This window comes from Streptomyces sp. NPDC111656, assembly GCF_055656965.1.
Map to the genome: position 1 here is coordinate 69,753 of NZ_JBVKCA010000024.1, position 23,652 is coordinate 93,404.

General features: G+C 71.1%; 25 protein-coding genes and 1 tRNA gene. 17 read left to right on the forward strand and 9 right to left on the reverse strand.

Features of this window, described 5'->3' with window-relative positions:
* The first annotated feature begins 55 nt into the window (after nt 1-55).
* The 4 genes from ACZ7M3_RS43985 (at nt 56) to ACZ7M3_RS44000 (ending at nt 2,306) form a co-directional block, all read left to right on the forward strand.
* Entirely contained in the window at nt 56-454 is a 399-nt protein-coding gene (locus ACZ7M3_RS43985; protein WP_054236907.1) for a hypothetical protein, read from the forward strand.
* Between the two features lie 131 nt (nt 455-585).
* Nucleotides 586-1,317 carry a transcriptional regulator gene (locus tag ACZ7M3_RS43990; RefSeq protein WP_351301206.1) on the forward strand — a complete coding sequence of 244 codons (732 nt, stop codon included), beginning with the start codon at nt 586-588 and terminating at the stop codon, nt 1,315-1,317.
* Nucleotides 1,318-1,355: 38 nt separating this feature from the next.
* Nucleotides 1,356-1,865: a roadblock/LC7 domain-containing protein gene (locus tag ACZ7M3_RS43995; RefSeq protein ID WP_351301011.1), complete on the forward strand. Its 510-nt coding sequence runs from the start codon at nt 1,356-1,358 to the stop codon at nt 1,863-1,865.
* 66 nt (nt 1,866-1,931) lie between these two features.
* Nucleotides 1,932-2,306, forward strand: a complete 375-nt coding sequence (locus ACZ7M3_RS44000; RefSeq protein WP_054231414.1) for a roadblock/LC7 domain-containing protein — start codon at nt 1,932-1,934, stop codon at nt 2,304-2,306.
* A gap of 23 nt (nt 2,307-2,329) precedes the next feature.
* Here the strand turns inward: ACZ7M3_RS44000 and ACZ7M3_RS44005 are convergent, their stop codons facing one another.
* The 3 genes from ACZ7M3_RS44005 to ACZ7M3_RS44015 all read right to left on the reverse strand — a co-directional run bounded on the left by ACZ7M3_RS44005 (nt 2,330) and on the right by ACZ7M3_RS44015 (nt 5,592).
* Complete coding sequence (locus ACZ7M3_RS44005) at nt 2,330-2,899, reverse strand: hypothetical protein (RefSeq protein WP_472071354.1); 570 nt, start codon at nt 2,897-2,899, stop codon at nt 2,330-2,332.
* 105 nt (nt 2,900-3,004) lie between these two features.
* The gene (locus ACZ7M3_RS44010; protein ID WP_388399160.1) at nt 3,005-3,859 is read right to left on the reverse strand and encodes a MurR/RpiR family transcriptional regulator; all 855 of its coding nucleotides are present in this window, start codon (nt 3,857-3,859) and stop codon (nt 3,005-3,007) included.
* Nucleotides 3,860-3,951: 92 nt separating this feature from the next.
* Nucleotides 3,952-5,592: an aromatic amino acid ammonia-lyase gene (locus ACZ7M3_RS44015; RefSeq protein ID WP_472071356.1), complete on the reverse strand. Its 1,641-nt coding sequence runs from the start codon at nt 5,590-5,592 to the stop codon at nt 3,952-3,954.
* Nucleotides 5,593-5,734: 142 nt separating this feature from the next.
* Between ACZ7M3_RS44015 and ACZ7M3_RS44020 the strand changes: the two genes are divergently transcribed.
* The 4 genes from ACZ7M3_RS44020 to ACZ7M3_RS44035 are packed head-to-tail and all read left to right on the forward strand — an operon-like array spanning nt 5,735 to nt 9,048.
* Entirely contained in the window at nt 5,735-6,790 is a 1,056-nt protein-coding gene (locus ACZ7M3_RS44020) for an ABC transporter ATP-binding protein (protein WP_472071358.1), read from the forward strand.
* Nucleotides 6,787-7,428, forward strand: a complete 642-nt coding sequence (locus ACZ7M3_RS44025; protein WP_099922288.1) for an ABC transporter permease — start codon at nt 6,787-6,789, stop codon at nt 7,426-7,428. The genes ACZ7M3_RS44020 and ACZ7M3_RS44025 overlap by 4 nt, the downstream gene beginning before the upstream one ends.
* A gap of 1 nt (nt 7,429) precedes the next feature.
* On the forward strand, nt 7,430-8,101 hold the full coding sequence (locus tag ACZ7M3_RS44030) for an ABC transporter permease (protein WP_075027332.1): 672 nt from the start codon (nt 7,430-7,432) through the stop codon (nt 8,099-8,101).
* Nucleotides 8,102-8,115: 14 nt separating this feature from the next.
* Complete coding sequence (locus tag ACZ7M3_RS44035) at nt 8,116-9,048, forward strand: ABC transporter substrate-binding protein (protein ID WP_472071361.1); 933 nt, start codon at nt 8,116-8,118, stop codon at nt 9,046-9,048.
* A 347-nt stretch (nt 9,049-9,395) separates the two neighbouring features.
* Here the strand turns inward: ACZ7M3_RS44035 and ACZ7M3_RS44040 are convergent, their stop codons facing one another.
* Nucleotides 9,396-10,400: a LacI family DNA-binding transcriptional regulator gene (locus ACZ7M3_RS44040; protein WP_075027330.1), complete on the reverse strand. Its 1,005-nt coding sequence runs from the start codon at nt 10,398-10,400 to the stop codon at nt 9,396-9,398.
* A 193-nt stretch (nt 10,401-10,593) separates the two neighbouring features.
* Here ACZ7M3_RS44040 and ACZ7M3_RS44045 point away from each other — a divergent pair, with 193 nt between their 5' ends.
* The 4 genes from ACZ7M3_RS44045 to ACZ7M3_RS44060 all read left to right on the forward strand — a co-directional run bounded on the left by ACZ7M3_RS44045 (nt 10,594) and on the right by ACZ7M3_RS44060 (nt 13,334).
* Complete coding sequence (locus ACZ7M3_RS44045; RefSeq protein ID WP_472071363.1) at nt 10,594-11,493, forward strand: amidohydrolase family protein; 900 nt, start codon at nt 10,594-10,596, stop codon at nt 11,491-11,493.
* Entirely contained in the window at nt 11,490-12,002 is a 513-nt protein-coding gene (locus tag ACZ7M3_RS44050; RefSeq protein WP_472071365.1) for a cysteine dioxygenase, read from the forward strand. The genes ACZ7M3_RS44045 and ACZ7M3_RS44050 overlap by 4 nt, the downstream gene beginning before the upstream one ends.
* 131 nt (nt 12,003-12,133) lie before the next feature.
* Nucleotides 12,134-12,802, forward strand: a complete 669-nt coding sequence (locus ACZ7M3_RS44055; protein ID WP_472071367.1) for a carbonic anhydrase — start codon at nt 12,134-12,136, stop codon at nt 12,800-12,802.
* Between the two features lie 94 nt (nt 12,803-12,896).
* Complete coding sequence (locus tag ACZ7M3_RS44060; protein WP_388528575.1) at nt 12,897-13,334, forward strand: hypothetical protein; 438 nt, start codon at nt 12,897-12,899, stop codon at nt 13,332-13,334.
* Between the two features lie 470 nt (nt 13,335-13,804).
* On the opposite strand, the gene ACZ7M3_RS44065 is transcribed toward ACZ7M3_RS44060, so the two are convergent.
* On the reverse strand, nt 13,805-15,199 hold the full coding sequence (locus tag ACZ7M3_RS44065; RefSeq protein WP_054237278.1) for a cystathionine beta-synthase: 1,395 nt from the start codon (nt 15,197-15,199) through the stop codon (nt 13,805-13,807).
* Between the two features lie 143 nt (nt 15,200-15,342).
* Between ACZ7M3_RS44065 and ACZ7M3_RS44070 the strand changes: the two genes are divergently transcribed.
* The 3 genes from ACZ7M3_RS44070 to ACZ7M3_RS44080 all read left to right on the forward strand — a co-directional run bounded on the left by ACZ7M3_RS44070 (nt 15,343) and on the right by ACZ7M3_RS44080 (nt 19,106).
* A complete protein-coding gene (locus tag ACZ7M3_RS44070; RefSeq protein ID WP_472071370.1) occupies nt 15,343-16,368 on the forward strand; it encodes an SGNH/GDSL hydrolase family protein in 1,026 nt (341 codons plus the stop codon).
* A gap of 446 nt (nt 16,369-16,814) precedes the next feature.
* Nucleotides 16,815-18,035 (forward strand): acetyl-CoA C-acetyltransferase, encoded by a 1,221-nt coding sequence (locus tag ACZ7M3_RS44075; protein ID WP_075027325.1) that lies wholly within the window; start codon nt 16,815-16,817, stop codon nt 18,033-18,035.
* 285 nt (nt 18,036-18,320) lie between these two features.
* Nucleotides 18,321-19,106, forward strand: coding sequence for a hypothetical protein (locus ACZ7M3_RS44080; protein WP_452966300.1), 786 nt, complete (start codon nt 18,321-18,323; stop codon nt 19,104-19,106).
* Between the two features lie 28 nt (nt 19,107-19,134).
* Here the strand turns inward: ACZ7M3_RS44080 and ACZ7M3_RS44085 are convergent, their stop codons facing one another.
* Nucleotides 19,135-19,446: a hypothetical protein gene (locus ACZ7M3_RS44085; RefSeq protein ID WP_472071372.1), complete on the reverse strand. Its 312-nt coding sequence runs from the start codon at nt 19,444-19,446 to the stop codon at nt 19,135-19,137.
* Nucleotides 19,447-19,549: 103 nt separating this feature from the next.
* Between ACZ7M3_RS44085 and ACZ7M3_RS44090 the strand changes: the two genes are divergently transcribed.
* A complete protein-coding gene (locus tag ACZ7M3_RS44090; RefSeq protein ID WP_054237274.1) occupies nt 19,550-19,780 on the forward strand; it encodes a DUF4287 domain-containing protein in 231 nt (76 codons plus the stop codon).
* A 107-nt stretch (nt 19,781-19,887) separates the two neighbouring features.
* On the opposite strand, the gene ACZ7M3_RS44095 is transcribed toward ACZ7M3_RS44090, so the two are convergent.
* The 3 genes from ACZ7M3_RS44095 to ACZ7M3_RS44105 form a co-directional block, all read right to left on the reverse strand.
* On the reverse strand, nt 19,888-20,763 hold the full coding sequence (locus tag ACZ7M3_RS44095) for a Bax inhibitor-1/YccA family protein (protein WP_095854246.1): 876 nt from the start codon (nt 20,761-20,763) through the stop codon (nt 19,888-19,890).
* A 197-nt stretch (nt 20,764-20,960) separates the two neighbouring features.
* A complete protein-coding gene (locus ACZ7M3_RS44100) occupies nt 20,961-22,145 on the reverse strand; it encodes a 4-hydroxybenzoate 3-monooxygenase (RefSeq protein WP_472071375.1) in 1,185 nt (394 codons plus the stop codon).
* Between the two features lie 223 nt (nt 22,146-22,368).
* A tRNA-Leu gene (locus tag ACZ7M3_RS44105) sits at nt 22,369-22,451 on the reverse strand.
* Nucleotides 22,452-22,865: 414 nt separating this feature from the next.
* Between ACZ7M3_RS44105 and ACZ7M3_RS44110 the strand changes: the two genes are divergently transcribed.
* Nucleotides 22,866-23,636: an ABC transporter ATP-binding protein gene (locus ACZ7M3_RS44110; protein ID WP_352044385.1), complete on the forward strand. Its 771-nt coding sequence runs from the start codon at nt 22,866-22,868 to the stop codon at nt 23,634-23,636.
* Nucleotides 23,637-23,652 lie beyond the last annotated feature (16 nt).

The following is a 23,652-nucleotide window of genomic DNA, read 5'->3' on the forward strand; positions in this document are numbered from 1 at the left end:
CGTTGCGTAACTTCGGCGTCACTCGGCCGAACCCTTTGGCGGGAGGGGATACGTGGTGCCCGGAATCGACGAGTGCCTACTGGAAGCCATGCGACTGCCCGGTGCCCGGGGCGCCGCGGTGGTCGACTGGACCAGCGGGCTGGCCCTGGGCACGGTCGGGGACGCCCCGGGAGGTGACCACGAGACGACCGCGGCGGAGGCGGCCGAGCTCGCCCGGCTCGCCGCGGAGCACAAGGCGTTCGCCCCGTCCGACGGGTCCGACTGGTCCGAGCAGGAGACCCCGGTCGAGGACCTGATCGTCAGTAACCGTGACAGCTACCACCTGCTGCGGTTCGTCAGGACCACGTTCGACAGCAGCGTGTTCCTGCATCTGTGGCTGGACCGGGCGGACGGCAATCTCGCGCTGGCCCGGATCCGGCTCGGCGAGATGGCCGGACGGCTGGTACTGGGATGACGACGGTCAGAACACCGCCCGCACTCGAACTCGCCGTGCACAAGGACAGCGGCCAGGACCACGACCGCAACAACAACGACAACAACAACAACAACAACGACAGGGCGGCGGTCCCCGTCGGCCTCTCGCCCATGCTCAGCCGACTCGCCGCCGAGCGGGCCACCGGCGTGCTGGTGCGCGAACGCGGGGTGCTCTACCTCTGTGACGGAGAGGTCGTGCACGCCGAGAGCCCCGCCACCCCCTCGCTCGACGTGCTGCTCACCGCGCGCGGAGTGCTGGCGCCCGAGTCCTGGCGGGAGGCGGTCGCCGAGGCCGGGGCACGGCGGCGGGTCGGGCGGTTCCTGGTCGAGCACGGGCGGATCGCCGAGGGCGCGCTGGAGTTGTGCCATCTCGGGGCGCTGTACGACGCGGCGTACTTCGTGCTGGGGCCGAGCAGCACTCCGGCCCGGTTCCGCTACGGGGCCGCGCACTGGCTCGGCCCCGTGCGTCCCGTGCCCGTGGCCGCGGTGGAGCGTGAGACGCTGCGCCGCCGCCAGCTGCTGCACCGGGTCTGGCCCGACCCGGCGACGGACACCGCCCCGTTGGCGCGCGCCCGGCGCGCCGCCGAACCGTCGGTCCCTCTGCGCCAGTGGGCCGTGCTCGGCCGGGTGGACGGTCTGCGGACGGCGTCGGACATCTCGCTCGCCCTGGGGCGGCCCGCGTTCCACACCCTCGTCGACGTCCGCCGGCTGGCCGCGGCCGGGTTCGTCACGGCGGCGAACGCGCCGGAGCGTGCGCCGTTGCCCAAGGTGCTCACCCAGTCTTCCGCCGATCCCGACGTCGCGTTGTTGCGCCGGCTCCGAGACGCGCTGGAGGCCCTGTGATCCGCGCGCTGCGACAGCGTGCCGAGAGGAGACTGCTGATGGCGGCGGAACCCGAAGTCCTCGACGAGCTGCACCGGTTGAGGGCCCGCGTGCCCCAGCTGACCGGTGCGCTGGCGGCCAGCGTCGACGGACTCGTACTCGCCCACGACACACCCGGAGTGGAGCCCGAGGGCGTGGCCGCGCTCACCGCGGCCGCGCTGGGGGTGGCCGTGCGGATGGCGGACGCCACCGGGCAGGGCGAGTTCCGCGAGCTGCTGGTGCGCGGCGTCGACGGCTATGTGGCGACCTACGCGGCGGGCGGCTCCGCCGTGCTGACGCTGCTGGCCCAGGACCGGGTCAACGTCGGCCGGCTGCATCTGGAGGGGCGCCGTTCCGGTACCCGGATCGGCGAGCTCGTGGAGGCCGCGACGGCGCGCGGCGAACCGGTCGCCCCGGCGCGGGCTCCCACACGGCCCGCCTCCATGCCGACGCGCACCCGTACGGCGCGCGGCACTCCCCGAACGCCCCCGACCCCCGCCCCCAACACCCCCACCGCATCGGAAAGCTGACCGAAGAGTCGGACCGAAGGTCGGGCCGAAAAGTCGGACCGACAAGCCGAAAGGAAGAACCACACCATGACGAACACCGAAACCGCGCTGAAGGAAGCACTCGCCTCGATCGAGGGCGCGACCGGAGCCGCCCTCGTCGACTACACCAGCGGAATGGCGCTGGGCACGATCGGCGGCAGCAAGGGCTTCGACCTCACCGTGGCCGCGGCGGGCAACACCGACGTCGTCCGCGCCAAGATCCGCACCATGGAGCACCTCGGACTGAAGGGCGAGATCGAGGACATCCTGATCACGCTGTCCGACCAGTACCACCTGATCCGGCTGATCAAGGGGCGCGGCGGCAACGGGCTCTTCCTGTACCTGGTGCTCGACGCCAAACGGTCCAACCTGGCGATGGCCCGGCACCAGCTGAAGAGGATCGAGGCGGACCTCGAGGTGTAGCGACCCCCAGTCGCCGCCTCGGGTCAGCGGCGTCGCGCTCCGCCGGGCGCGGCGTCGCCGGCCGCCACTCCGGTGCTCCGGCAGGCCTTGACCGGCTTTCCGGCCGGAGCCCCGGCACGTCGCCCGAGCCAGTCGACGCGCACCCAGATCAGCGCCTCCTCGGTGCGTTCCCGGCGCCCGAGCCAGCCGGCCTTGAGCCACAGCCCGACGCCCGCACCGGCGAGCAGCATGCCGCCCGCGGTGGGCACCGCGAAGGAGCTGCCGAGCGCGGCCACGAAGGCGAGCAGCAGCCACCAGCGATGGCCCCGGCGCCAGTTGTGTACCGTCACGGCCCGGTCCTGGAGCACGTCCTGCTTGCTCGCGCGTGCGGCCGAGCGGACGAGTGCGGCGTACCGCTTCCTGCGGGTGCACGCCACCACGGCGGCCGCGAGGATGAACAGCGCGGCCCCGGCCATGACCCCGATCCGGCGTCCGGTCAGCCCCGGCAACAGCACCCCGATACCCGTCGCGAACACACCGAACCACCACAGTGGTGCCGCCCCGGCTCTCACCACGACGGCCACCCGAGCCAGCCCATGCCCTCCGCGCGCCACGTTCTCCGCCTCCCGTGCCTTACGTCTTCAGCGTCTTTGGGCGGGCACGCTAACGAGCGAAGGTGAGACGAGTCTGAGAAGCGGGGCCGCTCCACCGAACCGTGACTACTCCACGAACAGGCCCCTGGCCGCGGCCCGCGCGTCGAACTCCTCCAGCCGCGTCTGGGCGTCCGGGATGTCGTCGCACATCGCCTCCAGCAGGACGCGCCCGAGGAGCATCGGGGAGCAGGCCGTGTCGAAGGCGAGCCCGGTGCCGACGGCGGCGGGCAGGAGGAGGTCCGAGACCTTGGCGACCGGCGCGAACGCGGAGTCCGCGACCGTCACCACCGTCAGCCCGGCCTCCTTGGCGTAGGCGAGCGAGTCCACGACCTCGCGCGGGTGGCGGGGCAGCGCGAAGCAGAGCAGGGCGGTGGCTCCGGCGTGGACGGCCGCGTCGATGCGGTCGTGCAGCATGGTGCCGCCCTCGTGCAGCAGCCGTACGTCCGGGTGGACCTTGGCGGCGAAGTACGCGAAGCCGTACGCCTGGGAGGCGGCGGCGCGCAGCCCGAGCACCGGGAGCGGACGGGAGGCGGCGAGCAACCGTCCCGCGCGCTGCACCGGGCGCGGGTCGGCGAGCACCTCGGCGAGGTGCTTCAGGTTCTCGATCTCGGCCTCGACGGCCTGCTGGTACTCGTTGTACGAGCCCGGGGCCGCCGTCTGTTCGGTGGGCGCGACCTCGCGCAGGTGCTTGCGCAGCGCCGGGTAGCCGTCGAAGCCGAGCGCGACCGCGAAGCGGGTGACGGAGGGCTGGCTGACCCCGGCGAGTTCGGCGAGTTCGACGCTGGAGAGGAACGGCACGTCGGCGGCGCTGCGCACCATGCTGTGCGCGATGCGCCGTTGGGTGGGCGTCAGCCGGTGCCCCTCGAAGAGCGCCTGCAGACGACCGGCGGGACTGTCCATCACGCTCTCGTCGGCATTCATGCCGACTTTCACGTCGGCCTTCACGTCGGCCTTCACACCGGCCTTCATGCCGGCTTTCGCCTCCGCGCTCACGTCCGTGCTCCTGTCCACGCTCATGACTCGCTCCCCCTCCAGATGTCCGTGAACCGGTCGAGCAGCGCGGCCGCCGCCGTCACGTCGTCCGTCAGCGGCCGGTCGGTCTGGTCCAGGCCGAGCACGGACTCGGCCAGCTCCATCGCCCGTCCGACCGGCAGCTCCGGGTCGGGCCGCAGATCGCGCTGGCGCAGCGCCCGTACGGCGGAGACCAGTTCGCAGCCCACGACGAGACGGTAGGCACCGCACGCCCGCAGTGTCTGCCGTGCGGCGAGCGAGGCGAAGCTCGCCTGTTCCTCGACGCCCCGGGAGAGTACAGCGTGGCCGAGCGAGGCGGGCGCGGAGAAGGCGCGCAGGTCGCCTAGGGCGGCCGCGGCGGCGTACTCCAGGATCATCACGCCGGAGGACGCGGGCTCGTGGTCGGCGAGGAAGGGGCGCAGGCGGGTGTAGGCGGGTTCGTTGAGGGTGGAGAGCCGGGAGGTCGACAGCCGCGCCACCTGGGTGACGGCGAGCCTGAAGTGGTCGAGGGCGAGGGCGAGTTGGGCCTGGTAGAAGCCGCCGTGGTGGTAAGCGGCCATGTCCTCGGGCGAGATGAGGGGGTTCTCGGCGGCGGCGTTGATCTCGACGACCAGGACCTCTTCGAGGGCGTCCGCGGCGTCCTGCGCGGGCCCGTGGATCTGCGGGACGCACCGGAAGCCGTACGGGTCCTGGATCCGCCCGAGCGGCGGGGTGGGCCGGTCCGCCGCTCCGATCAACTCCCGCATCCGACGCGCGACTTCAGCCGAGCCCTTGTGCGGGCGCGCGGCGTGCACGGGCGCCGCGTACGCCTCGTGCGATCCGTCGACGGCCAGCAGGGACAGCGCGGCGACGACCTGGGTGGCCTCGATCAGTCCCCGCAGTTCGTCCAGGGCGAGCGCGGACTGCCCGAGGGTGAGGGCGTTGCTGCTGATGAGGGCGAGGGCGTCGTTGTTGTCGAGGGGCTGGGGTTCGGGGGGCAGGCCCTGCCCGACGGACGACACCTCCTCCCCGAAGGACGTCACCCTCTCCCCGAGACCGAGCGGCGACGGCCCCTGGGTCCGGACCGACGGAGCCTGCACCTGGGGCGGCATGCCCTGCTCCGGCCCCCGCCAGGGATGCTCCCCGACCAGCGCAAGTCCCACCTGGGCCAGCGCCGCGATGTCCCCCGTACCCACCGACCCGAACTCGTTCACGACCGGGTACGCGCCGGTCTCCAGGGCCTCGCACAGTGCCGTGACGACGGTGGGCCGCAGGCCCGCTCCGCCCGCCAGGAGCTGGTTGGCGCGGACGGCGAGCATGGCCCGGACCTGGCGCGCGGGGAGCTCCTCGCCGATGGCACCGGCATGGCTGCGCAGCAGGCGCAGCCCGTGCTCGGCGGCGGCCTCGGTCGGCACGTCCTCGTTCCGGTTGGCGCCGACGCCGGTGGAGCGTCCGTAGACGCGACCGGTGGCGGCGATCTGCCGGGCGGCGTCCCAGGACTGCTCGACGCGCTTCATCGCCTCGGTGCCGGGAACGGGCCGCGCGGCCCCGTCGGCGAGCCGCACGATGTCGGTGACACCGGTGCTGCACCCGTCGAGCACCACGAGACCGGCGGTGAGCCCGGCCACCGCCGCACGCGACGTGTCCGCATTCCGAGACGACATAGAGCAAAAACTCCCCTCAATCCGGACATTGGATCTTGCCTGGTGGCCACAAGTAACCAGTGATTAACACCGGACCGTTGACAACCTATTCAGGTACAGAGAACTCTGCATGACGATATGCAGACCGGGCAAGGGACACCTCATGATCCAGTTCGACACGGTCCACAAGCGCTTCCCCAACGGCACCACCGCAGTCCACGACCTCTCTCTGGAGATGCCGGAAGGCGGCGTGACCGTCCTCGTCGGATCTTCCGGTTGCGGTAAGACCACCACCCTCCGGATGATCAACCGAATGGTCGATCCGACCTCCGGCACCATCCGCGTCGGCGGCAAGGACGTCCTCGAACAGGACGCGGCCGAACTGCGCCGCTCCATCGGGTACGTCATCCAGCAGGCCGGCCTCTTCCCGCACCGCACGGTGCTCGACAACATCGCCACCGTGCCGCTGCTGCTGGGCTGGGGCCGCAAGAAGGCCAGGGCGCGGGCGGCCGAGCTCCTGGAGACCGTCGGCCTCGCCGCCGACGCCGGCAAGCGCTACCCGCACCAGCTCTCCGGCGGCCAGCAACAGCGCGTCGGCGTGGCCCGCGCGCTCGCCGCCGACCCGCCCGTCCTGCTCATGGACGAGCCCTTCGGCGCGGTCGACCCGGTCGTGCGCACCCAGCTCCAGGACGAACTGCTCCGCCTCCAGAAGGAGCTCAGCAAGACCATCGTCTTCGTGACCCACGACATCGACGAGGCCGTCCGGCTCGGCGACCAGATCGCGATCTTCCGCACCGGCGGCCATCTGGTGCAGTGCGCGACCCCGGCCGACCTGCTCGCCCGCCCCGCGGACGACTTCGTCGCCGACTTCCTCGGCGCCGAGCGCGGCCTGAAGCTCCTCTCGCTCCAGCACCTCGCCGACGTACCGCAGGGCCCGGCCCCCGAGGGCGGCGCCTGGACCCTCGTCCTCGACGAGGCCCGCAAGCCGCGGCACTGGCGTGCGACCGCGGACGACGCCGAACTCCCCGTACGACCGCTCAAGGACACCGACTCCCTGCTCGCGGCGCTCAACGAGTCCATCGCCTCGCCCACCGGACTGGTGGCACGTGTAGACGCCGAGGGCGTGCTCACGGGCGTCACCTCCCGCGACGACATCCACGAGCACGCGAGCAAGGCGCACGGGCACGGCACCCACGGCACCGCGAGCGTGGCGATATGACCGTCGACTGGTCCTGGATAGGCGACCACACCCACGACCTCACCTCCCTCGCCCTCTCCCACCTCCAGGCCGCGCTGCTGGCCGTCTTCTTCGGCCTGCTGATCTCCCTCCCGCTGGCCGTCGTGGCCCACCGGGTGCGCGCCCTGCGCGGCGTGCTCCTCGGCCTCTCGAACGTCCTCTTCACGATCCCGTCGATCGCGATCTTCGTCCTCCTGCTCCCGGTGAGCGGCCTGACCCGCACCACCACGGTCATCGGCCTGACGGTCTACACCCTGGTCGTCCTGCTCCGGAACACGGTCGAGGGCCTCGACTCGGTCCCCGTGAAGACCAAGGAAGCCGCCAAGGCGATGGGCACCCGCCCGCTGCGGACCCTGCTCACCGTCGAACTCCCGCTCGCCCTCCCCGTGATCATGGCGGGCGTGCGGATCGCGACGGTCATGTCGATCTCGCTGGTCTCCGTCGCCACCTACATCGGCGACGGCGGACTCGGCCAGCTCTTCACGGACGGCTTCCAGCGCAACTTCCCGACGCCGGTGATCGTCGGCGTGGTCCTGACCCTGCTGCTCGCGCTGGTCGCGGACGCGCTGCTGGTCGCGATCCAGTACGTACTCACTCCGTGGACGAGGCGGCGAGCCTGACATGTACGAACTCTTCAAGAACCTCGCCAAGTGGCTGGTCAGCGGCGATCAGTGGGCCGGCACCGACGGCATCGCGCACCGGATCGCCGAGCACCTGGAGTACTCGCTCTTCGCCACCCTCATCGCGGCCGCGATCGCGCTCCCGCTCGGCCTGCTGATCGGTCACACCGGCAAGGGCGCCTTCCTCGCCATCAACCTGTCCTCCTTCGGCCGGGCGCTGCCGACCGTGGGTCTGGTCGTCCTGGTCTTCCTGGTCAGCGGCCTGTCGCTGTGGTCGGTGTACGTGGCCCTCGTCGTCCTCGCGGTACCGGCCATCGTCACCAACACCTACGCCGGCATGAGCGCCGTCGACCCGGAGGTGAAGGACGCGGCGCGGGGCCAGGGCATGCGCGGCCACCAGGTCCTGTTCCAGGTCGAGATCCCGCTCGCCCTCCCCCTGATCATGACGGGCCTGCGCCTCTCCCTCATCCAGGTGGTGTCCACCGCCACGATCGCCGCGTACGTCAGCTTCGGCGGCCTCGGCCGGTACGTCTTCGACGGCCTGGCGCAGCGCGACCTCGTCCAGGTCCTCGGCGGGGCGGCGCTGGTCGCGATCGTCGCCGTCGTGCTCGACCTCGCGCTGGCCGGACTCCAGCGCTACCTGTTCCGTCACCGCCGTACCGCCGCCCACTGAGGAGCCGAAGAACCATGAACCGTAGGACTCTGCTCGGCGGCCTCTTCGCCGCGGCCTCCGTCCCCGCCCTGGCCGCCTGCAGCAGCGGCATCACCTCACTGGACAGTTCCGGCGGGGGCAGCGGCGGCGGCTCCGGATCCAGCGCCGGCGGCGTGACCATCGGCACCGCCAACTTCACCGAGAACCAGATCCTCGGCTACCTGTACGCGGGTGTCCTGGACGCCGCGGGCATCAAGACGAAGGTCCGCCCCAACCTCGGCTCACGCGAGATCGTCGTGCCCGCGCTGGAGGGCGGCGACATCGATCTCCTCCCCGAATACCAGGGCAGCCTGCTCCTGTACCTGGACGACAAGGCCACGGACACCGAGGCCGGCGCGATGCAGAACACGCTGACGACCGTGCTCCCCAGCGGCCTCGAGGTTCTCCCCTACGCGGCGGCCGAGGACCGCGACAGCTTCGCCGTCACCAAGGAGACGGCGGCCGAGTACGGTCTGACCTCCCTCGCCGACCTGCGCAAGGCCAACGGCAAACTGGTCCTGGGTGCCGCCGCCGAGATGAAGAAGCGGGTCGTCGGTGTCGTGGGCCTCAAGGACCGCTACGGGGTGGAGTTCAAGGAGTTCAAGTCCCTCGACTCCTCGGGCCCGCTGGTCAAGGGCGCCCTGAAGAAGGGCGACATCGACGTCGCCAACGTCTTCACCACGGACGTGGACGTCATCGAGAACGGCTGGGTCGTCCTCACCGACCCCCTCAACCTGATCCCCTCCCAGCACATCGTCCCCCTCATCGCCTCCCGCAAGGCCGACGCGAAGGTCCGCAAGGCCCTGGCCACCCTCGGCAACGTCCTCACCTCCGAGGAACTGACCAAGCTCAACCGCCTGGTGGACAAGGAGAAGAAGGACCCGGACGCGGTCGCCAACACCTGGCTGAAGAGCAAGAAGCTGACGTGATCCCCTCCCTCGGGGCTGCGCCCCGGACCCAGTGGGTGGTTCTTCGGCTGCGCGTGGACGGGCTTGGAGAAGCCGGGGCTGCGCCCCAGATCCCCGCCCGCCGGTAGTCGTCCGGCTACCGCCCGGCGGGGGCCGGCGCGCAGTTCCCCGCGCCGCTACGTAAGAGCCTGGGGTCGACCGGTGTTCTGGGGTGAGGGCGGAGGTCGTGTCTCTCTTGGGCCGGTCCGGATCTTCAGCCTGTCCGGCGTTTGAGGACGAGGCCGTTCAGGCCGTGCGGGGGTCTGGGGGCGGAGTCCCCAGGTGGGGATGGGACGGGTAGGGGCGGCGGGGGCGAGGATCCTGTGGGGCTATACCCGGACCGCTGAGCCCCGTTCGCTCATCCTCGGCGCGCAAAGGATCCGCTTCTTCCGGACCCGCTTCCCCTCGATCGCCGCGACGGTCAGACGTGCCGCCTCCGCGGCGATCTCCGGGAGACCCCAGTCCACCGTGGTCAGCGGTGGGGTGAGGACCCGGGACACGGGGTGGTCGTCGAAACCGACCACCGAGACGTCCCGGCCGACGGAGAGCGAGGCCTCGGCGGCGGCGGCGTACACCCCGTACGCCAGCGAGTCGGAGAAGCAGAAGACGGCGGTCGCGGGCCGAGGCCCGTCCAGAAGGCGCCGGGCGACGACCGTGGCCTCGCCCAACTCCTGCGGGCAAGGAACCAGTTCGGCACGCAGCCCGAGCCGTTCGGCGGCCTCGCGGACGTACACGTCGGCGGGCCGGTCGGGCGTGCTCGGCCGGGTCGGGGTCAGCACGGTCACCCGGCGGTGGCCGAGCCCGTACAGATATTCCAGGACGGAATCGATGCCGGCCCGGTTGTCGAAGATGACCTGCCCGGCGGTACGGGCCGTGCTGAGCGAGTCCCCGACGGCCACCACCGGCAACGCGTCGGCGATCGCCGCCCACCCCTCGGCCGAGGGATTCACCGGCGACACCAGCAACGCGTCGACACGCTGGTCGCGCAGCTGCTTGGCGAGCTTCAGCTCACGGTCGGGGTCACCGCCCGCGTCGAGGATCAGCGCGTAGCGGTCGCCTGCAAGGAGCTCCCGGCCAATAGCAGCCATCAGCTGCTGCTGCCAGAGATCCTGGAGGTCGCCCGCGAGGACACCGACCATGCTGGTGCGCCCGCTGGCGAGGGCGCGGGCGATGGGGTCGGCCTCGTAGCCGAGCTCGGCGGCGGCCTTGCGTACCCGTTCCTCGGTCTCCTTCGAGACGTGCTTGCCACGCAGGGCGTAGGAGACGGCGGCGGTGGAGAGACCAGTGGCCTCGGCCACCTCCCGGAGGGTGGTGCGCTTATTGGGCCTGGCCATGCCGGGAAGCCTACCGGGACACGTCCGCATCGTGGGCACGCGGCGCCCTCCACCCCAGGGGTACATGGTTGACAGAAAGGCTTGTTAACCGCTTAAGTTAACCGCATAAGTGAAGCGCTTAACCACGCTCAGACCAGTGAGCCCACCCCATCCCTCCCCGAAGACCGAAGACCGAGGACCCGAGGACCGCCGCGTGCCCACCGACGTCCACCAGCACATCTGGCCGCCCGCCTTCGTCGAGCTACTGCGCACCCGCACCGCACCGCCGTACCTCGACGGCTGGACCCTGCACCTGACGGGCGAGCCGCCGTACGAGGTCGACCCGGCCGACCACGACGTCGCGGCCCGCACCGCACTCGCCCAGGCCGACGGCCTGGACCTGGCCCTGGTCTCCCTCTCCAGCCCGCTCGGCATCGAACACCTGCCGCCCGCCGAGGCCGCCCCGCTGCTCGCCGCCTTCCATGACGGCGCCCTCGCGCTCCCGGCCCCCTTCGGCGTCTGGGCCTCGCCCTGCCTGTCGGAACCGGAAACGGCCCCGGACGCGGTCGAGCGTGAACTCCGCCGGGGCTGCGCAGGCCTCCAACTCCCCGCCACCGCCCTGCTGGACGCGGCCGGCTGGGACTTCTGCGCACCCCTCCTCGACGTCCTCACCCGCCACGACAAGCCGCTGTTCGTCCACCCGGGCACGGCCCCGCCCACCCCCGGCACCCCGCCCTGGTGGCCCGCGCTGGTCCCGTACGTCCACCAGATGCACGCGTCCTGGTTCGCCTTCCGTGCCTTCGGCCGCGCCCGTCACCCCCGCCTGCGCGTCTGTTTCGCCGCCCTCGCCGGACTCGCCCCGCTGCACGGCGAGCGGTTCGCGGCGCGCGGCGGCGGGCGCGGCGAGGTCGACTTCGACGCCTTCTACGAGACCTCTTCGTACGGGACGCGCGCCGTGGACGCGCTCGTGCGGGCCGTCGGCATCGACGTGGTCGTCAGCGGCAGCGACCGCCCCTACGCCTCACCCACCGTCCCCGACCTCGGCGCGGCCGCCGCCGTCCACGCCCTGCGCACCGTCAACCCCGCCCGCCTCCTGAAGGGAGCCACCCCATGACGTACGAGGCCCTGCCGGACCGCACGCTCGACAAGCGCGAGCTCCAGGCCCTCGTCGACGACCTCGCCACCCGCCCCGAACTCTGGCGCGAACAGGTCGCGTTCTCCGACGAGGAGCGGCACTACGCGTCGCTGTACCGCGACGAGTACGTCGACGTCTGGCTGCTGTGCTGGACCCGGCGCAACGACACCGGCTGGCACGACCACGACATCTCCTCCGGCGCGGTCGGCGTCGTGCAGGGCGCGCTGACCGAGTCCAACCCGCGCATCGGCGGCAGCCATCCGTCCGTCACCGTCGGCGCGGGCGAGTCCTTCTGCTTCGGCCCCGAGCACATCCACCGTCTCACCGGCGGCACCGACGACGCGGTGTCGATCCACGCGTACTCGCCGCCGCTGTGGCGCCTGGGCCAGTACGACATCACCGAGGACGGCCTGATGCGCCGGATCTCCGTCTCGTACGCGGACGAGCTGCGCCCCCTGGACCTCCCCGTGGACAGCACCGCCGCCTGATCAAGGGGCGGTATCGCGGCAGCGATGATCCGACGACGATTCGACCAAGGATCATTAAATCGACACTCAGGGTGAGTGCATGTGTGCGTACGGTGATTAAGCGTTACAAGCACACCTCCTGAGGGAGCGTCATGCCCCCGAACCGCAGGGCCTTTCTGGCGGCGACCACCGCCTCCGTACTGACCACCACCGCGTCGACTCCGGCCGTCGCCGCGCCCCGCTCCCGGCCGGCGACCGCCCGCGCGGCGCTCGACGAACTTCTCGCGGGCAACCGGCGGTACGCCGCTGGGCAGCCCCGTCATCCCCGCGAGGAGCGCGCCCGGCGGCATGTCCTCGCCGCCGGGCAGCACCCGTTCGCGGTCGTCGTCGGCTGCGTCGACTCCCGTGTCCCGCCCGAGCTGGTCTTCGACCAGGGGATCGGGGACCTGCTCTGCATAAGGACCGCCGGGCAGGTGCTCGACGAGGCGGTCCTCGCATCCGTCCAGTACGGGGTGGAGGAGCTGGGCGTTCCCCTCGTGCTGGTGCTGGGGCACGAGCGCTGCGGGGCCGTCGCGGCGACGCTCGAACACCTGCGTACGGGGGCACCACCCGTGCCCGGCCATCTCGCCCTTCTGGTGGACGAGATCACGCCCGCTGCGCTCCGTACCCGTGCGGTGCCCGGGGACTGGGCCGACCACACCGTGCGGGCGCACGCGGCCTGGGTCCGGGACGCGATCCGGGCGGACCCGGCCTTCAGCACGGCGCATGTGGCCGCCGCCCGCTTCGACCTCGACTCCAGCCTGGTCACCCTTCTCCCCTAGGGCCCGTCCGGCGGATCCCCGGGGGTGCAGCCCAGCCTCAACAGGGGGGCTATCCCCAGTGCCACGGGGGTCGTCGCTCCGTAACGTGAACAGCATGACCGGTAGGGAAGCGGGCGGCGACGCCGAACTGAAGAAGGAACTCGACGCCACCCTGCACGCGCGCAGGGAGTTGGGCGAGGAGTACGAGTCCGCGCTCGTCGACTCGTTCCTGGAGAAGGTCGAACAGCGTGTCGACGGCGCGGTGGACCGCCGGGTACGGCGGCAGCTGGCCGAGCAACAGACGGTGGTGGCCCGCGGTACGCGCTCCCCACAGGGGACGACCGACTCGTGGGGGGAGCGCTTCGGCTTCGGGATCGTGTCGCTGGTCCTGGCGATCCCGCTGTCCGCGATCGGCGGCGGCGTGGCGCATCTGCCCGGCCTGCTGGTCGCCTGGGCCGGCATCGTGGGCGTCAACGTGGTCCAGGCCGCGCGCGTCACCCCGAACTTCTTCGGCCGCCGCAGGGGCAAGTCGGACTCCGACTGGGAGGACTAGGCGAGCGAGGAGCGTCGGCGGATCGCGGCGTACACACGGGACACACGGGAAGGGCCCGGCACCTGACTGGTGCCGGGCCCTTCTCACGTGTTGCGCGGAGACCGCCGCACCCCCGTTACCGGGGGGCGGGACGACGGCGGTCCCCGCGAGGGACGCGGGCCGGGTCAGGGCCGGGCTTGCGCGTCCGTGGCGTCCATGGAGGTCCGGGAGCCGCTCCGGAGGTCCTTGGCGCCGTTTTGGCGTCGGCCGGGGCGGGGAGCCGCTCCCGCCCTGCCGACACCCACTAATGTGCCGGACCCGTGTTAAGCGGGTGCTGCGCGGACGTGACGCGCTCGTACCACTTCCGCGAAGTTCCCTGCCGAAAGACAGGAAGATCCCTCTCAGGAGGGGAACTTCGGGAAATATCCTCCTGCCACCTGCGGAAATCGCCCCGACCGGCGCCTTCTTGCCCGCGGGCCGCCCGTCGGCGCCTACTGCTTGGCGCCGCCCTTGGCGAGGAAGGACAGCAGGTCCTGGCGGCTGACGACACCGGTGGGCTTGCCCTCGACGAGCACGATCGCCGCGTCGGCGCTGCCGAGCACGGACATCAGGTCGCCGACCGGTTCACCGGAGCCGACCTGCGGCAGCGGCGCCGACATGTGCTTCTCCAGCGGGTCCTGCAACGAGGCCCGCTGGGTGAACAGGGCGTCGAGCAGCTCCCGTTCGACGACGGACCCGACGACCTCGGCGGCCATCACGTCCGGGTGACCCGCGCCCGGCTTGACGATCGGCATCTGCGAGACGCCGTACTCGCGCAGCACCTCGATGGCCTCGCCGACCGTCTCGTCCGGGTGCATGTGAACGAGGGAGGGGATGGCGCCGGACACCTTGTCGTTGAGCACGTCCGCGACGCGCGCGCTCGGGCCGGAGTCCTCCAGGAACCCGTAGTCGGCCATCCACTCGTCGTTGAAGATCTTGCTGAGGTAACCGCGCCCGCTGTCGGGGAGGAGCACGACCACGACGTCGTCGGGTCCGAGCCGCTCGGCCACCCGCAGCGCGGCGACCACGGCCATCCCGCAGGAGCCGCCGACGAGCAGCCCCTCCTCCTTCGCGAGCCGCCGCGTCATCTGGAAGGAGTCCTTGTCGGACACGGCCACGATCTCGTCCGCGACCGTACGGTCGTACGCCGTCGGCCAGAAGTCCTCACCGACGCCCTCGACGAGGTACGGCCGCCCGGACCCGCCGGAGTACACGGACCCCTCCGGGTCGGCGCCGACGACCTTGACCTTGCCGTCGCTCGCGTCCTTCAGATAGCGCCCGGTCCCGGAGATCGTGCCGCCGGTGCCGACGCCCGCCACGAAATGGGTGATCCTCCCCTCCGTCTGCTCCCACAGCTCGGGGCCGGTGGAGTGATAGTGCGAGAGGGGGTTGTTCGGGTTGGAGTACTGGTCGGGCTTCCAGGCGCCGGGCGTCTCACGGACCAGCCGGTCGGAGACGTTGTAGTACGAGTCCGGGTGCTCCGGGTCGACGGCCGTGGGGCAGACGACGACCTCGGCGCCGTACGCGCGCAGCACGTTGATCTTGTCAGTGCTCACCTTGTCGGGGCAGACGAAGATGCACTTGTAGCCCTTCTGCTGGGCCACGATGGCCAGCCCGACCCCGGTGTTTCCGCTGGTGGGCTCGACGATCGTGCCGCCGGGCTTGAGGGCGCCGCTCTCCTCCGCGGCCTCGATCATGCGCAGGGCGATGCGGTCCTTCACGGACCCGCCGGGGTTGAAGTACTCAACCTTCGCCAGCACGGTCGCCTGGATGCCTGCGGTCACGTTGTTGAGCCTCACCAGCGGGGTGTTGCCGACGAGGCTGATCATCGAGTCGTGGAATTGCACCGTTGTCTCCGGAGCTGCGTTTTAACAGGAATGGTCCCGTCAGCCTAAGGCCCTGGGTGACGGTTCACTCGCCGTTGAGATTGGCCGACCTGCTCCACGGGGCAAGCAGTGTTTGTACGGCTACAAGGAGGTGGCGGCGACGTATGTCGAGCTTGTCGAGGGCGAGGGTGGCACGGCGGATCGCGGCGGGCGCCGCGTACGGCGGCGGCGGGATCGGGCTGGTGGGTGCCGCGGCGGTCGGGGTGGTGCTGGCAGAGGTACAGCTGGCGAAGCGCCATGTGGGCAACGGGCACGCGCACGCGCCCCGCGCCGACGGTCTCTACGGGTACGCGTACGCCGTGCAGGACGGGCCGCCGCTGCGGCTGACCATGCTGGGTGACTCGACGGCGGCCGGGCAGGGCGTGCACCGGGCCCGCCAGACGCCCGGCGCGCTGCTGGCGTCCGGGCTCGCGGCGGTCGCCGAACGCCCCGTGGAGATGTGCAACGTCGCACTGCCCGGCGCCCAGTCCGACGACCTCGACCGGCAGGTCGCGGTCGTCCTCGCGGACACCTCGCGGGTGCCGGACGTCTGCGTGATCATGATCGGCGCCAACGATGTCACCCATCGGATGCCGCCGACGCGGTCGGTCCGCCATCTGTCGGCCGCGGTGCGACGGCTGCGTACGGCGGGGGCGGAGGTGGTCGTCGGGACCTGCCCCGACCTGGGCACGGTGGAGCAGGTCCAGCAACCGCTGCGCTGGCTGGCCCGCCGCGCCTCGCGCCAGCTGGCCGCCGCGCAGACCATCGGCACGGTCGAGCAGGGCGGCCGTACGGTCTCGCTGGGCGACCTGCTGGGGCCTGAGTTCGAGGCGAATCCGCGCGAGCTGTTCGGCCCCGACAACTACCACCCCTCGGCGGAGGGGTACGCGACGGCGGCGATGGCCGTCCTTCCCACCGTCTGCGCGGCGCTGGGCCTCTGGCCGGCCGAGGAGGAACGCCCGGACGTCTCCCGCCGCGAGGGCTTCCTGCCGGTCGCGCGGGCCGCGGCGGAGGCGGCGTCCGAGCCGGGCACGGAGGTCACGGCCGCGATGCCCACGGGGCCGCGGGGTCCGTGGGCCCTCCTCAAGCGCCGTCGGCGCCGGCGTGTCCCCGCCACGGACCCGGCTCCCGCGCCGACGCCGTCCGCGTGAGGCGGCGGGCGCGTGAGACGGCGGGCGCCGGGGGTGTGTCCTGCCGCTGCGGGCGCGTGGGCGCTGGTCGCGCAGCTCCCCACGCCCCGGGGCGGGCTGCGCCCGGATCCTGCGCCCGCCCCGCGTTCTTCGGCCGCCGACCGGTGGGGGCTGGTCGCGCAGTTCCCCGCGCCCCTCAAGGCGGGGCTGCGCCCCGGATCCCCGCCCGCCCGACGTTCCTCGGCTACCGGCCTGCGGGGGCTTGGCGCGCGGTTCCCCGCGCCCCCCGGGCGGGGCTGCGTCTCGGAATTTCGTGCGCCTGGATGGCTCCAGTAGGCGAGGTGAGGAAAGCAAGCGCTTAGAAATGCGGTCCTAGTCACACCGTCGGAGCGGTGACCCGGGCGGTACGGGCGGGTAACTTCCCAAGCAGCCCTGCCCGTCCACCCCATAGCGCCCATGGAGCCGTGATGCCCGAAGCCGTGATCGTCTCGACCGCCCGTTCCCCCATCGGCCGCGCTTTCAAGGGCTCCCTCAAGGACCTCCGCCCGGACGACCTCACCGCCACGATCATTCAGGCCGCCCTCGCCAAGGTCCCCGAGCTGGACCCCAAGGACATCGACGACCTGATGCTCGGCTGCGGCCTCCCCGGCGGCGAGCAGGGCAACAACCTCGGCCGCATCGTCGCCGTGCAGATGGGCATGGACCACCTCCCGGGCTGCACCATCACCCGTTACTGTTCCTCGTCCCTCCAGACGAGCCGCATGGCCCTGCACGCCATCAAGGCCGGCGAGGGCGACGTCTTCATCTCGGCCGGCGTCGAGCTGGTCTCCCGCTTCACCAAGGGCAACTCCGACTCCCTCCCCGACACGCGCAACCCCTTCTTCGCGGAGGCCGAGGCCCGCACCGAGGCCGTGGCCCAGTCCGAGGGCTCGACCTGGCACGACCCGCGCGAGGACGGCCTCGTCCCGGACGCCTACATCGCGATGGGCCAGACCGCCGAGAACCTCGCCCGCATCAAGGGCGTCACCCGCCAGGACATGGACGAGTTCGGCGTCCGCTCCCAGAACCTCGCCGAGGAAGCCATCAAGAACGGCTTCTGGGAGCGCGAGATCACCCCGGTCACCACCCCCGACGGCACGGTCGTCAGCAAGGACGACGGCCCGCGCGCGGGCGTGACGCTGGAGGGCGTCCAGGGCCTCAAGCCCGTCTTCCGCCCCGACGGCATGGTCACGGCCGGCAACTGCTGCCCCCTCAACGACGGCGCCGCCGCCCTCGTGATCATGTCCGACACCAAGGCCCGCGAGCTCGGCCTCACCCCGCTCGCCCGCATCGTGTCGACCGGCGTCACCGGCCTCTCCCCCGAGATCATGGGCCTCGGCCCGGTGGAGGCCAGCAAGCAGGCCCTCCAGCGCGCCGGCCTGACCGTCGACGACATCGACCTCTTCGAGATCAACGAGGCCTTCGCCGCCCAGGTGATCCCCTCCTACCGCGACCTGAACATCCCGCTGGAGAAGCTGAACGTGAACGGCGGCGCCATCGCCGTCGGCCACCCCTTCGGCATGACCGGCGCCCGCATCACCGGCACGCTCATCAACTCCCTCCAGTTCCACGACAAGCAGTTCGGCCTGGAGACGATGTGCGTGGGCGGCGGCCAGGGCATGGCGATGGTCATCGAGCGCCTCAGCTAGTTCCGTACGGGTGACCAACGCTGAGCCCAGCGTGACCGAATCGGCCCAGAGCCCAGTAACCACCGGGACTCTGGGCCGATTTGTGATCCAATCCCCCCCAAGATGTGACCTATCTCCCCCTGGAGAGCGATTTACGCAGGTCAGAGCCGCTGCGCGACTAAACCCCAGGGGCAAAGTCCTGTCCTATTCGTGACGTTACGCACTGACAGCGGGATGGTCCGCCCTTCAAGCTGATGTAGGAAGTCGGGGGGTCGACTTTGAACCGGGAGTACGTCAGTGAGCGCCATGCCAATTGCTCTGCTGCTCACCACCGCCGCGACCGCGGCCGTGGGCGTCGCCGTTCTGCGCACCCTGCAGGGTCTGCGTCGGCAGATCGCGGCCCTGCACTACGAGCTGGCCGAGAGCCGCGCCACGACCGTCGCACACGGCCTCGTACCGGCGGCACGCTCGGCCGCGGACACGGACGAGATACGCGCTGCCGTCGCCGAGGCGCTCGCCGAGGAGCGGGAGCGGGAGCTCGCCGAGGCACGGGCGTTCTGGGCCGCCCAGGAGGCGCGTGACGCCTCGGACGCACCCTCGCTGCTCGGTCTGCCCGACAGCGAACTGTTCATGCCCCGCGAGTCGGACTTCTTGAGCCTGGAACCCCTGGAGCCGGTCACCGAGGCGGGCCTCGACACCGACGAGTACGCGGGTGACTCGCCCGAACTGGCCGCGGCCCGCCGCCGTCACCCCTCGCACCCGGACTTCGTGCCGGTCCAGTCACCCGTCGTGAACGACCACGAGCGCACGGTGTCCTGCCTGGAGGAGCTCGCCGAGTCCCGCACGGAGCTGGCGGACGTCCGCCCCGGCCCGCTCGGCACCCTCGACGTCTACGTCTTCGCCGACGGTACGACCCTGTGCATGACCCCCGGCCACCGCGAAACCGCGGAACGGCTGGCCGCGGCCCTGCGCGCCGGCGAATCCCCGGTCCTCCTCGGCGGCTCCGGCGTCTCCGGCGCCTACGCCCTGACCTTCGCCTGCGGCGAGGAGAGCATCTACATCCTGGCGGACAGGGTCATAGCGTCCCTGTAAGTCCCGGCAGCAACTCCTTGCACCGGCGTCACACCCCGGCTCTCTTCTGCGCCTCCTCCACCAACATCAACGCCTCCGCGAGCTCCCCCTCGCCCCTCAGAACGACCGCCAAATCGTTTGCCGCGACGGTGATTTGATCGGCGACGGCGAACATCCCCGCGTCCGGCATCTCCAAGGGCTCAGCCGCGGGGTCCTCCACACGCTGCGCCCACCGCGCCAACTCCCTGGCCAGCCCCAGCGCCTCCGCGGCGGCCCCCCGTTGCAGCCGGCTCTGCGGTGCGGCCCGCAACCGGTCGGCGAAGTGGTCCACGGCTCGGGTCAGCGGCGTCGTATCAAGCACGCCGCGAGACTACGCGCCGCGACGGGACTGTTGCCAACAACCGAACCCTCAGGCACCGTGGCGTGAAGGACCGGCTTACACCCCATTGCGTCCGGAGGCGCCGATGTCCCAAGTGTTCTCCCAGGAGACCCACCGCAATCTGCTCGCCCGCATCCCCCACTGCACCGGTCGTGAAGTGTCCGACTGGCTGCGCACCGTCGACGAAGGCCCCGCTCTCTTCCGCTTCGAGGAGAAGGTCAGCTGGCTCCGCGCCGAGCACAACCTCGCGTACGGCCACGCCAAGGCGATCATTCATGAGTACGACTTGAGGAGGGCCGCGCGCAAACTGCTCTGAGCGCGCACCACCACCAGGACCAGGCATCCCCATGGCAAAGGGCCCGCGAACCGTCGGTTCGCGGGCCCTTCAGGTCGGTCACCGGCCCGTTCGGCCGGTGGGGTCGACTAGTCGTCGCCGCTGAAGATGGCGACCAGCCGCAGCATCTCGACGTAGATCCACACGAGGGTCATGGTCAGGCCGAACGCGGCCAGCCAGGCCTCCTCCTTCGGAGCGCCGTACGCGATGCCGTCCTCGATCTGCTTGAAGTCGAGGGTCAGGAAGAACGCGCCGATCAGGATCGCCAGGATGCCGACGATCGCGCCCAGCGGGCCCATGCTGCGCAGTCCGCCGTCGTTGGCTACGCCGAAGACGACGAGCAGCAGGTTGACCGCCGTGACGACCACGAAGGCGATCGCGATGGTCATACCGATGCGCGCGTACCGCGCGGTCACCCGGACCCAGCCCGCCTTGTAGACGAGGAGGGTCGCTCCGGATACCGCCATGGTGCCGAGCACGGCCTGGAAGGGCGCGCCGCTCCACCGACTGTTGTACATCTCGCTGATGACCCCGAGGAAGACGCCCTCGAAGGCGGCGTAACCGAGGATCAGCGCGGGCGAGGCCGTGCGCTTGAAGGACTGCACCATCGCGAGGACGAACGCGACGAGCGCGGCGCCGATGGCGAGCCCGTAGCTGGTGCTGGACACCGGGAGCAGCGCCCAGGCGAGGATCGCGCCCACGGTGACGGTGCCGAGCGTCATGGCCGAGCGCATGACGACGTCGTCCATCGTCATGCGGCCGGTGGAGACCGGAGCCTGCGGCGGTGCGCCGTGCTGCAGGTCCTGCTGGGCGTAAGGGTTCTGCGCGTACGGGTTGCCCTGGGCGTACGGGTTGGCCTGCGTGCCGACAGCGGGTCCCCCGGCCTGCGGCGCCGCGTTGAATCCCGCGTAGCCGTTGTCGCGGCTGAACCCCCGTCGCGAGAAGACCGGGTTGCTGCTCCTCATTTCACTCCTCCATGGCCACCGTGCGTGGCCTTGGCTCAAGGGTAATAGGTAGGCAAAGGATTGACCCTACTGCTTGGGGAGGATCTTTCCCTCACGCTGCCAAGGTACGCGTGTGTTTCCCGGCCCGCGCGCACTGGTACCAAGCCGTGACAGGCCCCTTGCGCCCTGCTTGGCCGGGTCTCGGGGCTCCGCGGCGTTCAGCCCAGAGGAAAGCCGGTGTAACCCTCCGCCAGGTCCGTCTCGGCCGCCCGTGAGGTGGCGATCCGGCGCAGCCGGGCCAGCTGGACTCGGTCCTCGAAGGGGGTCGCGTCCGGGGGGCGGTGCAGCAGGGTGGTCATGTCGTAGGAGAACCGCTCGGCCTGCCAGACGCGGCGCAGACAGGTCTCGGAATACGCGTCGAGACGTTCCGCCGATCCGGTCTCCTCCAGGTGGACCAACGCGCGGGCGAACGTCACCACGTCGCCGACGGCGAGGTTGAGTCCCTTGGCGCCGGTCGGCGGAACGATGTGGGCGGCGTCCCCGGCGAGGAAGAGCCGTCCGTGCCGCATGGGCTCGTGGACGTGACTGCGCATCGGGGTGACGGACTTGGAGGTGATGGCCCCGCGCTCCAGACTCCACCCGTCGGCGGTCTCGAAGCGCCGCTCCAGCTCGTCCCAGATCTCCTCGTCCGCCCACGAACCGGCGTCCGTGCCCTCGGGCACCTGGAGGTAGAGCCGGGAGACGGCGGGCGAGCGCATGCTGAGCAGGGCGAAGCCGCGGTCGTGGCGGGCGTAGACCAGTTCGTCGTGGGAGGGCGACACGTCGGCGAGGATCCCGAGCCAGCCGAAGGGGTACGTCCGTTCGAATACGCGGGAGTGCTCGGCAGGTATCGCCCGCCGGGCCACCCCCCAGAACCCGTCGCAGCCGACGACGTAATCGCACTCCAGCACGTCCTCGCGCCCCTCCTGCCCCCCGCGCCGGAAGCGGACCCGCGGCCGCTCACTCTCCACCCCCTCCACCGCCAGCGCCTCGGCCTCGAAGAGCAGCGGGCCGCCCTCCTCGATCTGGAGCGCGATGAGGTCCTTGCAGACCTCCGTCTGGGCGTACACCATCACGGACCTGCCGCCGGTCAGGGCGGGGAAGTCGACCCGGTGCCGCTCCCGCGCGAACCGCAGCTCGATCCCGTCGTGCCGCAGCCCCTCCCGGTCCATCCGCCCGCCGGCCCCGGCGGCCCGCAGCACGTCCACCGTCCCCTGCTCCAGGATCCCGGCGCGCTGGCGCCGCTCGACGTACGCCCGGTCACGGCTCTCCAGCACGACGGAGTCGATCCCCGCGTTGTGCAGCAACCGCGCCAGCAGCAGGCCGGCCGGCCCGGCTCCGATGATTCCGACGGTGGTACGCATCCGGCACGCCCCTTCGCGTTCCGCTCAGCCCGCAGTCCGGCTTGTTCGTCTGACGGCTCGTTCGTCTGACGGCTTGTTCGCTCGACGAGTCTGTTCGTCTGGTGAAAATTACTTCACCAATTCCTGACGGAAGTCTGCGACGGCACGCGCTTGCTGTCAACGGTTCACGATGAAGTCACCGAAGACGCCCCCGAGGGACGCAAAAGGACAGAAGGGTCGGAGGTGCCCGGAACCGGACTTGAACCGGTACGCCCGCGAGGGGCAGCGAGGTTTAAGCTCGCCGTGTCTGCATTCCACCATCCGGGCAGGCCATGGGCTCCGCATTGAGGTTCCGAGCCTATCGGGACGCATCCCTCGAACAGCGGACGCGCGAACCGATGTTGTCTTATTTTATTGACGTCTGAGGGTGCATCAGCCCCCGGTACGGGCCATCCGCACTTGCCAGTAGCCTTTCGGGCGGCACAGACCCGCGTATACGGAATGACGGAATTTCACCGTCCGAACGGACGCACTCCACAGGAGTCGTACCCGGACGGCGCTCGGGAAGCACTCAGGGCGCACTCAGGGCGCGCCCTCATCCCCAGGTATGACAAGACCGTCCGCGGTCCGACCCGAGGCTGCCCCCGGAACCGGAACAGCGGCTGACTCCAAGGCGCCGAACGGCCGCGAGGATGGGACACGTCCCCAGAAACGCCGTCGTCCCGACAGGAGCACCCTCCCGTGACCACCACGCCCCTCGCCGACCGGGCCACCACCGTGGCCGCCCGCGCCACGGAACTGTCGAAGGTCTACGGACAGGGCGAGACCCAGGTGGTCGCCCTCGACCGGGTCTCCGTCGACTTCCGGCAGGCCGAGTTCACCGCGATCATGGGCCCCTCGGGGTCCGGCAAGTCCACGCTGATGCACTGCGTGGCGGGCCTCGACACCTTCTCCTCCGGCTCCGTGCGCATCGGTGAGACCGAGCTCGGCTCCCTCAAGGACAAGCAGCTCACCAAGCTCCGCCGGGACAAGATCGGCTTCATCTTCCAGGCGTTCAACCTGCTGCCGACGCTGACGGCCCTGGAGAACATCACCCTCCCGATGGACATCGCGGGCCGCAAGCCCGACCGCGAGTGGCTGGACAAGGTCATCACGATGATCGGTCTCTCCGACCGCCTCAGCCACCGGCCCTCCCAGCTCTCCGGCGGCCAGCAGCAGCGCGTCGCCGTCGCCCGCGCGCTCGCCTCCCGGCCCGACATCATCTTCGGCGACGAGCCGACCGGAAACCTCGACTCGCGCTCGGGTGCGGAGGTGTTGGGCTTCCTGCGCAACTCGGTACGGGAGTTGGGGCAGACCGTGGTGATGGTGACCCACGACCCGGTGGCGGCGGCGTACGCGGACCGGGTGGTCTTCCTCGCGGACGGACGGATCGTGGACGAGGTGTACGGACCGACGGCGGACTCCGTCCTGGACCGCATGAAGCAGTTCGACGCCAAGGGCCGCACCAGCTGACCGAGAAGGCTGCGCG

Coding starts and splice junctions, on each gene's coding strand:
- ACZ7M3_RS44100 (WP_472071375.1), bottom strand. CDS start 22,145: ATGCGTACCACCGTCGGAATCATCGGAGCCGGGCCGGCCGGCCTGCTG.
- ACZ7M3_RS43990 (WP_351301206.1), top strand. CDS start 586: ATGCTCAGCCGACTCGCCGCCGAGCGGGCCACCGGCGTGCTGGTGCGC.
- ACZ7M3_RS44050 (WP_472071365.1), top strand. CDS start 11,490: ATGACGTACGAGGCCCTGCCGGACCGCACGCTCGACAAGCGCGAGCTC.
- ACZ7M3_RS44090 (WP_054237274.1), top strand. CDS start 19,550: ATGTCCCAAGTGTTCTCCCAGGAGACCCACCGCAATCTGCTCGCCCGC.
- ACZ7M3_RS44035 (WP_472071361.1), top strand. CDS start 8,116: ATGAACCGTAGGACTCTGCTCGGCGGCCTCTTCGCCGCGGCCTCCGTC.
- ACZ7M3_RS44010 (WP_388399160.1), bottom strand. CDS start 3,859: ATGAATGCCGACGAGAGCGTGATGGACAGTCCCGCCGGTCGTCTGCAG.
- ACZ7M3_RS44060 (WP_388528575.1), top strand. CDS start 12,897: ATGACCGGTAGGGAAGCGGGCGGCGACGCCGAACTGAAGAAGGAACTC.
- ACZ7M3_RS44075 (WP_075027325.1), top strand. CDS start 16,815: ATGCCCGAAGCCGTGATCGTCTCGACCGCCCGTTCCCCCATCGGCCGC.
- ACZ7M3_RS44055 (WP_472071367.1), top strand. CDS start 12,134: ATGCCCCCGAACCGCAGGGCCTTTCTGGCGGCGACCACCGCCTCCGTA.
- ACZ7M3_RS44040 (WP_075027330.1), bottom strand. CDS start 10,400: ATGGCCAGGCCCAATAAGCGCACCACCCTCCGGGAGGTGGCCGAGGCC.
- ACZ7M3_RS44070 (WP_472071370.1), top strand. CDS start 15,343: ATGTCGAGCTTGTCGAGGGCGAGGGTGGCACGGCGGATCGCGGCGGGC.
- ACZ7M3_RS44080 (WP_452966300.1), top strand. CDS start 18,321: ATGCCAATTGCTCTGCTGCTCACCACCGCCGCGACCGCGGCCGTGGGC.
- ACZ7M3_RS44030 (WP_075027332.1), top strand. CDS start 7,430: ATGTACGAACTCTTCAAGAACCTCGCCAAGTGGCTGGTCAGCGGCGAT.
- ACZ7M3_RS44025 (WP_099922288.1), top strand. CDS start 6,787: ATGACCGTCGACTGGTCCTGGATAGGCGACCACACCCACGACCTCACC.
- ACZ7M3_RS44095 (WP_095854246.1), bottom strand. CDS start 20,763: ATGAGGAGCAGCAACCCGGTCTTCTCGCGACGGGGGTTCAGCCGCGAC.
- ACZ7M3_RS43995 (WP_351301011.1), top strand. CDS start 1,356: ATGGCGGCGGAACCCGAAGTCCTCGACGAGCTGCACCGGTTGAGGGCC.
- ACZ7M3_RS44020 (WP_472071358.1), top strand. CDS start 5,735: ATGATCCAGTTCGACACGGTCCACAAGCGCTTCCCCAACGGCACCACC.
- ACZ7M3_RS44000 (WP_054231414.1), top strand. CDS start 1,932: ATGACGAACACCGAAACCGCGCTGAAGGAAGCACTCGCCTCGATCGAG.
- ACZ7M3_RS44015 (WP_472071356.1), bottom strand. CDS start 5,592: ATGTCGTCTCGGAATGCGGACACGTCGCGTGCGGCGGTGGCCGGGCTC.